The sequence below is a fragment of the Chitinophaga rupis genome (assembly GCF_900109685.1).
Classification (GTDB): Bacteria; Bacteroidota; Bacteroidia; order Chitinophagales; family Chitinophagaceae; genus Chitinophaga; species Chitinophaga rupis.
On record NZ_FOBB01000020.1, the window covers coordinates 1 to 13773 of the forward strand.

Sequence of the window (13773 nt, forward strand, 5' to 3'; positions counted from 1 at the left end):
TAACAGCAGCCTGCCTGCTTAACAGGCTCTCCAGCCGGATACTATCATCATAGGGATGCAGTGTGTTGTTAAAATCGTAAGTGAGCCAGCGCTGTGTTGCACCATCCATTAAGGCGGCTGTATGTAAGGGCTGGCGTACATCCGCAGCTATATTGCGCAGGATGCGCTCATATATTTCCAGCGCATACTTCATATCCTCCTCACGGAAATAGGCAGCGCGGTAACGGATGGAAATTCCCAGCGTCTGCGTGGTTTTACCGATCTCTATATCCAGCAGCGTATTGGTCATTCCAAAATCCAGCAGCGCTGCATCTTCCTGGAAGTACCGCTGCAGCGACATATTATCACTGTCCTCATATTCTTCCAGCACAAAAAAGTCAGTATAGTTAAGCATACAGCTAAAGAAGGGCGAGTGTGCGGTAGTTTGTATGCCTGTTACCTTTGCGATATCCGTTAAGTGCATTTCATGCGGCTTTACATCCAGCAAATACTGTTGTGCCAGCGTTATGAGCGAAAGGTAATCATGTGCCTCCTTTACCTGCAAACGTACAGGTATGGTTGTCAGGAAACATCCCAGTATTTTATCACTGTCTTCCAGTGCAGGCCGGTCGTGGGATACCACGCCGGTTATTACATCCTCCTCTGCGCAAAGTATATGCATCAGGTAAGCAAATGCCGCCATAGCCAATGCCTTGAACGACACTTGCTGCTCTTTGCACATCAGTTCCAGCTTATTCAACAGCTCACGGTCCAGGATCTTTGCCTGTACCGGCATGCTTTTGTCGTCATTCAGCTGCTTGCCTGCATAATTAAAGGGCAGGCGGTTACGTATGGAGCCGTCCAGCGTTTGCTGCCAGTAGTGCTTAGCGGCTTCTGTATACTTACGGCCCAATGTAATGGCGCAATAATCACGGTAGCTGTATTTCAGCGGCTGCAGGGCCTGCATATCCAGGAGGCCGTTGTTGCCGGCCAGCAGCTTTCCCATTTCTGTTTTCAGCTGGTTCTTGCCCCATCCGTCCAGCATAGCATGGTGTGTAGACCATACTATATAAAATTGTTTTTCCGAAAGACGGAATGCTTTAAGGCGCCACAATAATTCACCGTCAAAATGGAAACGGTTATTACGGTCGGCCTGCAAATATTCTTTTACCAGCTGCAGCTGTGTGTCATAGGGGTGATGACTGAGATCTTCCATAGTAACAGGCAGCGTGGGATTGCGTACTACCACTTTTAAGGGCTCACTGAAGCCGCTCATAAAAAAGAAGGTACGCAGCATGGGATGGCGGTGCGCCAGGAAGGTGAATGCGCTTTCAAAAAGTGCAAAGCTGCTCAGCTCCAGCTGAAAGTTATACTGGTCATAATACACCGGCTTTTCAGGTTCCAGCAAAGAGGAATAGATCATGCCGGCTTCTATGGGTGTTACGGGGTACAGATCTTCATATCCTGCCGGTAAAGCTTCCTTATTTTCTGCTGTGATCCTGCGTGCAAAATCTTCCAGCAACAGGGTACCTTTTTCAAGGTCATGGTAAAGTGATGATGCGCCTGCATCCTGGCCTAAAAAGGCGGCCAGCTCACGGATCGTGGGACCCGTATAGATCTTGTCTACCGGTACCGGACGGCCGAACAGGCGGTTAATGGCCGTTACCATCTGGATGGCTTTTAAGGAATCGCCTCCCAGGGAAAAGAAGTTTTCCGTTACGCCAATGGTCTCTTTCCGCAAGATCTCTTTCCATAAGTTACAGAGCTTTTCTTCTGTATCATTGGCCGGCGCTTCATAGGCAACAGCTGCTTCCGTTGCCGGTTGCCGGGGTGATGGCAGCGCTGCCGTATCTACCTTTCCGTTAGCGGTTAACGGAAATTCTTTCAGGGGTATAAAAAATGCTGGCACCATGTAAGCCGGCAACAAAGCGGATAATTTCTCTTTCAGCTGATCCTCGTCTAATTCACCAACAGCCTGTATGTATGCAGCCAGCTGCGTGCGTTCATTTTCCGTTAACGGTAGCACCAGCACTTTTGTAATGCCTGGCTGCAGCATAAGCACTGCTTCTATTTCAGCGGTTTCTACGCGGTTGCCATTTATTTTCACCTGGCCATCCATACGGCCGCAGTATACCACATTTCCATCCGGCAGCCAGCGTGCAACATCGCCCGTGCGGTATAATCTTTCACCCGGCAGGAACGGATGCGGTACAAACTTTTCTGCGGTTAACTCCGGCTGCCCCAGGTAACCGTTTGCCAGGCAAATACCTGAAATGCAAAGCTCTCCCTTCATGCCTGCCGGTACCGGCTGCAGCTGCTGATCCAGGATATACATCCTGATATTGGGTAGGGGCTTGCCCAGGGGCACCGGCCAATAGGCTTCCGTGCCGGCAGAGATATTGTAGGTAGCAGCGCAAACGGTACATTCCGTTGGCCCATACGCGTTATGAAACTGTACGTTCGCCGGCAAAGCAGCCAAAGTAGCTGCATGTACGGCTTCACCGCCTGTAATAAGCACCCGCAGGCTATAGAGCTCCATTACCGGTAATACCTGCAGGTAAGATGCGGTGAAAGCGGCTACGGTTACCTGGTGCTGCTGCATATACTGCAGCAGGGCTGTGCCATCATTAACCAGGTCACGGTCTGCTATTACCACCGTAGCGCCGGCATACAATGCCATAAAGATCTCAAAGCCGCATACATCAAATGAAAGAGAGGCGCTTTGTAAGATCTTATCCGCAGCCGTGATGCCAAAACGCTCCATTTGCCCGTAACACATATTCACCTGCGCGGCATGCGGTATCACCACTCCTTTGGGATACCCTGTGGTACCTGATGTATAAATAATATAAGCCGCGCTTGCAGGCGTTGCTGCCGGCGGCAGGTTGGCGGCGGGTGTTGTTAAGGCAGCCAGCTGTATATCCAGCACAAAAAGAGGACCGCTGAAATATGCAGCTGCCTGTAACATTTGCCTGGAGCCTGTTACCAGCAATTTTGCCCCGGCATCCTGCAGCATATAACGGATACGTTCCTCCGGTAAAGTACTCTCCACAGGCAGGTACGTTGCACCGGCTTTCAGTATGGCCAGCATAGCGATCACTACCAGCTCCGAACGGTCTGTTACAATAGCCACTACATCGCCGTGCTGCACACCATATTCCCCGCGCAGGCCATGTGCCAGCTGGTTTGCTGCGGCATTCAGCGCTGCATATGACAGGCTGCTGCTGCCTGCAATTACAGCTGTGTGCTGCGGCGTAGCAGCAGCCTGCCGTTCAAACAGTGTGGTAATGGTTTCATCCACCGGGTACACCGCCGTTGTGCCGCTGTAGGTATCCAGCAGCTGCCTGGCAGCATCTTCGCTAAGTAATGTTACCTGCGCAAGGGTACGCTGCAGGTTAGCCATTGCATTCAGCACTGCGCATATATGCTGTTTCATATGCTCCAGGAAAAGCGGCTCAAATGCCTCCGCATCGCCCTGAAGCATTACTTCCAGCTCATCCCCTTTTTGTGCAGCATGTATTACCAGCGCGTATCCGCCCGCTGCGGTTGCGGGCAAATGCCAGTCCTCAAAGCTGAAGAATATATCCGTAGATGCCTTACCGTAAGTTTCCAGCAGGGATGCCGGAAAGTCCTGAAAGCGGTAAGCGTCGCGAACAGTGCGCTGGCAGGTGGATAAGTATTCATGTAGTGTGGCTTTTGCATCTACCGTTAACAGCAGCGGCACTTTCGCTGCATACTTAGGCGCCGTGCTGTTATTATGCAAAGGCGTATCTATTATCACGGTTTCGCGGCTGCTGTAACGGCTGCATACCACAGCAAAGGCAGACAGCAGGTTTAACATGAGCGCCGTTCTGTTGCCGGCCCCTAATGCAAAAAGCGGTGGCGCATCTTCCCGTGATAAGCGGAAGGTAAAGGTGCTGCAATTGCTTTCATCCGGCGGGCGTACAGCCTGGCGGCAGGTATGCGCATGGCGCTGCAGCAATTGCTTCCAATATGCAATATAAGGCTGGTACCGGCTTCCGGTAAATACGGCATTATCTACAGATAACATTCAACGCGGGAATTAGGAGTTACCAAGTGGGTATTCAAAATCAAAGCTATCGCCTGCATACGGCATGGTTTCCGCTTCGTCGTGCAGGAGCATGGAATCCATTATAATATCATTCAATAAAATATCGGGCTGTTTAACAATTTGCATGATCAGCGACGCCCATCTTTCTGCGAAAAGCTGCATAGAGGATGCTTTAAACAGATCACAGTTATATTCCAGCTTAAACAGGATGCCATCCGCCACCTCTGTTCCATACAGCCAGAGATCATATTTAGCGGCTACCACCTCATCTTCCAGCCGCTGAATGTTGTATAGCGGCTGCACTGCGGCGCCGGTATGCGCGGTAAGCCAGCTAAACCCGCTATCAATAAGCAGGGAACGGTTTGTAACGCGTTCCACCTGCAGGTCTTTCACCAGCAGATCAAAAGGATAATCATCATGCAGCAAAGCCTGGATCATATATTGCCTGGTTTGCTGCACCAGTGCGGCAAAGGACATATTGTCCGTCAGCTTTGTTCTGACCAGCAAAGTGTTGATATAAAAACCTACCTGGCTGGTAAGGTCTTCGTGTTTACGGCCGGCTACCGGTGATGCCAGCAATAGATCATACTGGCCGGAATAACGGTGCAGCAATGCTGTATAGGCAGCGAGCAGCACTACAAACAAGGTGGTATCCTGTTCCTGGCAAAGCTGCTTTAAGCCGCTTAATACGGCTGCATCCACCTGCAGTGTAACATCTGCGCCCCTGAAAGTTTGCAGGCTGCCACGCTCCATATCCAGCGGCAGCTGTAATACAGGTAATGTGCCCTGCAATGTTTGCAGCCAGAAGCTGCGATGTGCATCCCATTTGCCGCTGCTACGTTGCTGCTGCTGCCATACCACATAATCTTTATACTGGATGCGCAGCGGGGCCAGCGGGTTAGACATGCCCTGTTCATAAGCATAATAACATTGCAGCACTTCGTCCACAATCACATCCATTGACCATGCATCCGCAATAATATGGTGCACGGCTATTAATATAACATAGGCATCTTCCGATCTTTTAATGAGCGTAACCCTGATCAGCGGGCCTTTGGCCAAATCAAAGGGCAGCTGCGCATGCGCTGCGGTTTGCAGCTTTATACGCTCTTCTGCATCTGCGTAACCATTCAGGTCCATGTACATACAGGTAAACCCGCTTTCTTCAAAGCTGCGTACTTTTTGTTTGGGTTCGCCATCTTTAACAATAAATACGGTACGCAGGCTTTCATGTCTTTCCACAACCGTTTCAACTGCCTTACACATCGCATCTTCATTTAACGCCATGCCAATGAAGTAGGCTTCCGGCATAATGTAGGGCTGCTTATCTTTTTCAACCTGGTCAAACAACCATAACTTCTTTTGCGCATAGGAAAGATCATATGCATCCTGTACAGGGGCAGGCATAATATCTTTATTCTCCACAACGGTGTTATTGTGCTGCGCCAGCCAGTCATCTATATAGGCGGCCAGGGTGCTTACAGTAGCATAATCCAGCAGTATCTCAAAGTCCAGCGCGGTGCCGTAGATCTTATTCAGCTTATTAATGACCTGCATGCCATTCAATGAGTGGCCACCCAGGTCAAAGAAATCATCGTTGTCCGATATGTTCTCTGACTGCAATACTTCATACCATATTCTGCGTACAGTGGAAGCCGTATCTGCTTCTGCCACCGGCGGCACAGCAGGCGCCACCGGCGCGGGGGCACTTTCAGGTTTTTCCTGTTCAGCGCCTGCCAGGAAAAAGGGATTATCTTCCAGGATCACAGCGCCGGCCTTTTTGTTAAAAGGCAATACGGCAACCTGCTGCCGGCCGGCGCTCATGGCCTTGTAAAGTATGTCAATACCTTCCTGTGTAGAAATGTTCTTCAGGTATCCTGCTTTATCTACATGACCGCTGCGGAAAAGCATGCCGGTATCTGCCCAGCCAGGCCAGTTAATGGATACAGCCTGTGTTCCTTCCGGGAAGCTGCCGGCGGCAAAGGCATCCTGGAACGCATTGGCAGCTGCGTAATCTGTATTACAGGCGGGGATAGCAATTGCATTAACAGAGGAGAAAAATACAATGAAACCGGGCTGCAGTGCGCGGCTATGTTCTGCCAACAATAACGATCCTTTTACTTTAGGCGCCAGCGCCCTGCCGAATTGCTCCAGCGTCCAGTCAGGCAGCGGGTAACCTTTTTCAAATACACCTGCTGCATGGAAGATGCCATCCAGCTGCTGATGCCTGGCTGTAATAGCGGTAAAAGCTGCCGTTACCTGCTGCGGATCCGCTACATCCAATGCATGATACCATACTGTTGAACCGGATGCCAGCAAGACTAACAGCTCTTTTACCGTTGCAGCCTGTTCGCCGGAATAAGCAGCCCATTCCTCAGGGGCCGGCAGCTGCTTTCTTCCAAAAATGATCAGCTGTACTTTATTACGGGCGGCTAACGACTTACAAACTTCCAGGCCAATACCGCCGGCACCGCCGGTAACAAGGTATACGCCGCCTGGCTTTATGTGAACCGGCCTGGCAGCTGCAAGATCTTCTGCAGCAAGCGCAAGCAGGTTTGGCACCCAGCGGCTGCCCTGGCGGATAGCGGCAAAGCGGGGCAGCGTATCTGCTTCCCATTCCTGCAATATATAAGCGGCAGCAGCTTCAAGGTCAACGTCTTCAGCATCGAGGTCAATGCCCTTTACATGCAGCCTGGGAAATTCCAGGCTTACACCTTTGGCAAATATTTCCGGCATCACGCCTAAGGGCATACGTACTTTTTCGCCGGGTAACACTGCGTGCGCATTGGCGGAGACTGTTAACAGGTCTACCTGTTTATCATCCAGCTCATACCAGAATGCCTGCATAAGCAATAACAGCGCATATAAACCTTTTTCCAGCAGCGCATCTGCATTTGCCGCGGTTACCGTTACATGCGTGCCGTAATTAGCCAGGTATATAATACCGCCAATAGCCGGAAAACGCTCCCTGACAGCGGTACGCAAGGCTGCAAAGTCATCCCGGCTGGCAGGGTTTATTTCAAAGTTTGTATGATCTGTTTCACGGAAAGCTGTTCTATAACGGATACCGATACACGTGTGACCTGCTGCCTGCAGCCTTTTTACCAGTATTTCACCCAGGCCTTTTTCATCCATCACTACCAGCAGCGGGCCGGCAGCTTTTTCACGTTCTGCGGCCGGCAGTGGCTGCGGCGTCCATTGCATCCCGTAAAAGCTTTTCTCTACCTGCATCACCGGTATTTCTTTGATCCAGCAACGTTTGAGCTGAAAGCGGTAAGCAGGCAACACTACGCGTTTTACCTGTACGTCCCCGTAAAAGTGGTTCCAGTCAACAGCTATGCCTGCCAGGTATAGCTGCTGTATAAAAGGAAGTAAGCAATCAGGCTCCTGCTCAGCGGGACTTATTACCATACCGCTTCCCTGCGCCTTGAAAATCTCCTGTAACGCGGCGGTAATGTCTCCTGTCGGTTCCATACCAGCAAAGAGGGTGCTGCCCGGCTGCTCTTTTTCTACGTATTTGCGTAAGCGTTCAAAAAGCGCTTCCGGCAGAACGGGCGTCCATTCCCGGTTTAATACCCGGCGGATACCTTCCTGCAAAGTGATCTCCTGTTTTAACACCGCTATCACCAGTTTGCCAACCCCATCGCCCAGCAGCTGCAGGGACGTTACACCTCTGGCGGTTAGCAGCTGATAAAAAGCATATTGAAATACAAATTGCCGGTAAGCCGCATCCGTTGTGCCGCCGGCAACTGCCTGACCGCATGCATAACGTGCACGGGCAAACTCCGGGTACTGCTCACTGCAGGCATCCAGCATGGAAGCCGGAACATTGGCACTGGCGGAAAAACAGCAAATCATATTCACCGCAGTAGCGGTAATGGGCAGGCTGCGGCCAGCCGCAATATCGTCTAACGCCTGTAACAGCTGTGCTTTATTGTCTGCAATAAACGAGCAGCGGTAGCGGTGCTGCTTACGTCCTGCATTCAGTGTATAGCTGATATCCTGCAGCAAGGGGTTATGGTCACATAAGTAACTATATAATTCCTTTGCCGTATCACACAATGAAGTAAGGGACGCTGCTGAAAGGTTAAAAAGATAAGGCACCCCTTCCGTTACTACCGCAGTTGCCGGCAGCTCCGGCGCTTCTTCCAGCACTGCATGATAATTAGTGCCAATAAGCCCATAGGAGCTTACACCGGCCCTACGCGGGCTATTGCCTTCCGGCCAGGGCTGCAGCGTTGTATTTACATAAACAGCGGACTTATTAAAATCAATATATGGGTTGGGCGCATCAAAATGTAATGAAGGAAAAAGCTCTTTCTTGTGCAGCGACAGCACTGCTTTGGCTACCCCTGCCAAACCGGCCACTACATCCGTATGCCCGATGTTTGTTTTTACAGAAGATACTGCGCAAAAATGCTGCTTGTCTGTAAACTCACGAAAGGCCATATTCAGTCCGTCAATCTCAATAGGGTCGCCCAGCTTAGTGCCCGTGCCATGCGCCTCAATGTAAGTAACGGTGGCAGGATCTATGTTGGCTTTTTTCCATGCTTTTGTGATCACCTGCGCCTGTGCCTTGCTATCCGGCGCCGTAAGGCTGCTGGAAAGAGCGCCGTCCTGGTTGGAGGCTACTGCTTTTATTACCGCATGGATCACATCTTTATCTGCCAGCGCTTTTTCCAAAGGTTTCAGCAGCACACATACTACTGCCTCCCCTTCCACTGTACCGTTTGCGCCGGCAGCAAAGGCCCTGGCGCGGCTGTCGGGGGAGCGGATCTCCAGGCCGCTGCGTGCAGCTACCTTTATGCCCGGAAATACATAAACATTTGCACCACAGGCCAGCGCATAATCTGCATTGCCCAGGATCAGCTCATTGCAGGCATGGTTTAATACCGCCAGTGATGAAGAACATGCCGTATCCACCATTTCCGCGCTGCCGCGCAGGTTAAAGAAGCGGGCAATACGGCCGGCGGTGGCGGCGCTCAGGTTACCCATCATCAGGGTGGCATCCACCTCCTCTGCATGCAGGTAATAGTTCAGATTATTATCTGCCACATACAGCGCGGTGTCTGAATTATTGAAGTGATCTGTATTGTAACCTGCATTTTCCATGGTTTCATATACCACTTCCAGCAACAGGCGCTGACGGGGATCCATATGGTTAGCCTCTCCCTGGGATATTTTAAAGAACTCATGGTCAAAGAGCTCAATACCTTCTATATAACCGCCTTCATCATATTCCACATCGTCCTCCAGCGTGGTGCTGCGGATGCGTTGTTCGCTCAGCGGGCCCACACAATCCTTTCCGTTCCTGAGCTGCAGGTAAAACTGCTCCATGTCCTTCGCATGCGGGAACCGGCCTGCTATACCTATTATGGCAATATCTTTAGTGGTCATGGTTTAAATTTTTATGAGGTCTTCGGCAACATCCAGCGCATATACGCTGATGTCAGGGGTTATATAAGGCATCAGCTGCTTCAGCACTGCCTGCGGCGGGGTTTCCACTGCTGTGGTAATATCCTGTGCTGCCAGGTATGTGATGCTATCTGCCCAGCGTACAGGGTTGGTCATATGCCGTGTAAGCATTTCCGTTATATCCGTATCTGCTGTATAAGGCGCTGCCGTTACATTTGAAATAACCGGGAAACTAAAAGCGCCGTGGGTGCAGGCGTTTATATTTTCGCGGAAACGGTGGCCTGCTGTGGCCATCAACGGGCAATGCGATGGTGTATTGATCTGCAGCAGTACGGTTTCTGCACCGGCGGCCTGCAGCCTGTTTGCCAGCAGGGCCATATCATCCCGGTTACCGGCCACTACCTGCTGCAGCGGTGAATTATATACGGCTACGTATACCTGCGCGCCTTCGCTGTTCAATGCCTTACAAGCAGCTTCCACCACGCCGGCAGGCGCTTTGTTCACCGCCATCATACCTGCATTCAGCTGCTGCCCGGCTTCTGATAATAATATACCTCTTGCATGCACCAGCAATAAAGCATCTTCAAAGGAAAACACACCGGCTGCAGTAAGCGCAGTAAGCTCGCCCAAACTATGACCGCAGGCAAAAGCAGGCCGTATACCGGTATCCTGCATCCACACCTTTGCTGCCGCCAGGCTTACGGTAAATATGGCCGGCTGCGCAATGTTCATGGCAGAAAGGGCAGACAATGTGCCTTCAAAACAGATACGGCGCAGGTTGAACCCTAAAATATCATTGGCTTCTTCAAACAGCTCTTTCACCATTTTACTGGCGTCATACAGCGTTTTGCCCATACCCGGGTATTGTGTGCCGCCACCGGGGAATAATAATGCCAGCCGTTCAGTTGTCATGATGCAGGTATGGTTTATAATTAAAAACTGATCTCTTTTACGCCGGCAGCACTGCTTTCAGCTGCTGCATCACCGGTGAGTCCATCAATAAAGTCGCTTTGCAGCTGAATGGTGGGGTAGTTGAACAGGTGGCTCATCTTCACATCAGGATATTGCTGGCTGATCTTATTGAACAGCAGGATGAGCCGCAAAGAGTTACCGCCTATTTCGAAGAAGTTATCCGTAATGCTGACCGCATCCTTTTCCAGCAGCGCCTGCCACCAGCCCAGTAGCTCCTGGTCCAGCGTATTCCTTGGAGGCACAATAGTTTGCGGCGTATCTGCCAATGCAAAGGCTTTTTCCTGTAGTAATTTATAATTCACTTTTCCATTAGCCGTAAGCGGTAGGGCCGGTACCTGCGTTATAACAGCGGGCAGCATGTAAGCGGGCAGGTATTGCCGCAGGTACTGGTTAATGGACGGTACATTCAAGGGTTCTGCCGCTTCTACAAACGCCAGCAGCACATCCGCGCTCTCCTGCTTTTTGCAGATCACGCCTGCTGCCTGAATACCGGGGCACATAACCAGCCGCTCTTCTATTTCCCGTAGCTCTACCCGGTAGCCATTTACCTTTACCTGGTCATCTTTCCTGCCCAGGCATTCAATATTGCCATCCGGCAGCCAGCGGGCCAGGTCGCCCGTTCTGTATAAGCGCTGCTCACCAAAAAGGTGCTGTTTGAATTGCTGCTCCGTAAGATCCGGCCGGCGGAAGTAACCTGCTGCCAGGTTGCTGCCGGTGAGGAAAAGCTCGCCGGTATTGCCAACCGGCACCAGCTGCATGGCGTTGTCGAGTATATAAGCGCCCGTATTGGTAACCGGGCGGCCTATCAGTATACGCGTTTCTTCACTGATCTCTTTTACAATACAGCCTACTGTAGCTTCTGTTGGTCCATATTCATTAATGATACGGATCTGCGGATTGATGTTGCGCAGTATGGATATATGCTTATGGGTAAGCATATCCCCGCCCGCGATCACTTTCTTTATGTTAGAGCGGGTAATGGCCAGCTGCGGCAGCAGGCTAATGTGCGCGGGTGTAAGCTTTACGATCTCCACCGGGTACGCGTCAGAAAAAACCTGCCGCAATGTTTCGCTCAATGGCTGGTCCGCATCTTCAATGTATAAAGTATTACCGGTTATCAGCGGACAGAAAATGCTGGTTACCGTAAGATCAAAAGTAAGGGGTGTAAACAGGCTAAAGTGCCCGCTGGTATGCGCATCAACATAATAAGCGGCAGCCCATGAAAGGTAGGTTACCAGGGCCCCATGACCTATTGCCACACCTTTGGGCTTGCCGGTAGAACCGGAGGTGTAGAGGATATATGCCAGGTCATTTGCCTGCAACGGCACCTGTAATGCAGTGACCTCTTCATCCAGGAACGGCAGCTGCACATCCAGCGCAAATACCGGCCCTTCATAAAAGTCCATGGACAGCATATGCTGCGCATCTGTAAGCAATACCTTCACCTCGGCTTCCGCTGCAATGCTGTGTTTTCTTTCTGCCGGGAAAGCCGGATCCACCGGCACATATGCAGCGCCGCTTTTGAGAATACCCAGCAAACCAATGATCATTTCTGCAGAAGCATTCAGCATAATGGCAACCCGGTCGCCGGGCTGCACATGGTATGTGTTATTTAGGTGGCGCGCCAGCTTATTGGCGGCTGCATGCATTTCAGCATAGCTGATGCTTACCGTACCGCTTACCAGGGCAGGCAGCTGAGGCGTTTGCAACAGCTGTTTTTCCAGCAGCGTTACAACATCGGTTGCGGGCAGCTGCTGGTATTGTATGCTGCTAAAATCCAGCAACTGCCTGGTTTCCACAGCAGACATATAAGGCAGCTTAGACAAGGGTGCCTGCCGGTTCTGCAGTATATGCAGCAAAAGATTTACCATATGCTCCATCATACGGTTAATGGTATTTTCCGTATAGAGCTGTACGTTATATTCAATTTCCAGCAGCATTCCCTCACCTTCAAAGCAGCGGAATATGAGGTCATAACGGCTGCTGATGACGCCACTATCAAACGGCGTTACCTGTAAATGCTGCAGGCCGGCGGTTTCCTGCTTATCCAGTGAAAGGTTATTACATTCTACCAGCACATCAAAGAAGGGAGAGCGTGCCGCGCTGCGCGACGACAGCTTTTCCCCTACCAGCTGATCAAAGGGATACTCCTGGTGCTCATAGGCTTCCAGGGCCATATTTTTCGTTTTGCTTAACAGCTGCTCAAAAGAATCACTTCCATCCACCTCCATACGCAGCACCAGGTTATTTACAAAAAAGCCGATCTGTTCTTCCAGGTCTCTGTGCTCACGCCCGGCAACCGTGGTACCAAGAATAATATCTTCTGTACCGGTATAACGGTAAGCCAGCGTTTGCACCAGCGCCAGGAAGCCCATGAACAATGTAACATCCTGCTCCTGTATAAAACGGAGAAAGTTCCGCGCAGTAACATCATCCAGGAACTGACGGCTCCTGCCGCCTTTATAGGTGCGGCTTTCAGAACGGGGAACATCAACCGGAAATTCCAGCACGGTCAAATTGCCCGACAGCTTTTGATGCCAGTACTGCCGGTGATCCTGCATTGCGGCAATGTATGCTTCCTGCTGCTGCCATACAGCATAGTCCTTGTATTGTATAGCCAGCGGCTGCAGGGTATTTCCCCTTCCTTCTTCCAGCGCGCTGTACAGCTCAATGATCTCTCCCATCAGCTTCATCATAGACAATGCATCGGCTATAATATGATGCCAGGTGAATACTAGCACATAATGCCCGGCAGCCAGCTGCAGTAAAGTAGCCCGCCATAAAGGACCGGCGGAAAGATCAAATGCTGCCAGCGTATCTGCTGCAGCCATTCTTTTTGCCTCAGCAGCAGGATCCTGCGCCCCGCTGATGTTGCGGTAATTCAAGGCAAAACCACTTGCTGCAGGCAATAATATCTTTTGCCGTGTAGCGCTGCCAGCGTTAATGAACACTGTGCGTAATATTTCATAACGCTGTAATAACTGCTCAAATACCTGCTGCAGCACATCCTGTTTTAAAGCACCGGTGATCTCATATGCGCCGGAAATATTGTAAGCTGTTTTATCATCAGCCATCAGGCTCTGTATCCATAATCTTTGCTGGGCATGTGACAGGGCATAATGCTCCTGCTGCGCTACCGGACGGATGCCTTCGTAAAGGCTCAGCCCACGACTCTCTGCCACCTTGCATAAACCTGCTATGGTGGGCTCGCTGAACACATCCCGCAAGCCTAAACGAATATGGCTTTCATGATGCAAACGGTTCACAAATGCGCCGATGTTCAAAGAGTGCGCCCCCAGCTCAAGAAAATTATCATGGATGCCTATCTGCTGTAA

General features: G+C 50.9%; 4 protein-coding genes. All 4 read right to left on the reverse strand.

Annotated elements, in window-relative coordinates; genetic code table 11:
* Positions 1-4030 (reverse strand): non-ribosomal peptide synthetase (locus tag BMZ54_RS32630; RefSeq protein WP_143081226.1); only part of this gene is annotated, 4030 nt, incomplete at its 3' end.
* Between the two features lie 12 nt (positions 4031-4042).
* Entirely contained in the window at positions 4043-9448 is a 5406-nt protein-coding gene (locus BMZ54_RS32635; protein WP_089921456.1) for an SDR family NAD(P)-dependent oxidoreductase, read from the reverse strand.
* Positions 9449-9451: 3 nt separating this feature from the next.
* The gene (locus BMZ54_RS32640) at positions 9452-10378 is read right to left on the reverse strand and encodes an ACP S-malonyltransferase (RefSeq protein WP_089921457.1); all 927 of its coding nucleotides are present in this window, start codon (positions 10376-10378) and stop codon (positions 9452-9454) included.
* A 20-nt stretch (positions 10379-10398) separates the two neighbouring features.
* Positions 10399-13773: non-ribosomal peptide synthetase (locus BMZ54_RS32645; RefSeq protein ID WP_143081227.1), on the reverse strand; the 3375-nt coding region annotated here is incomplete at its 5' end.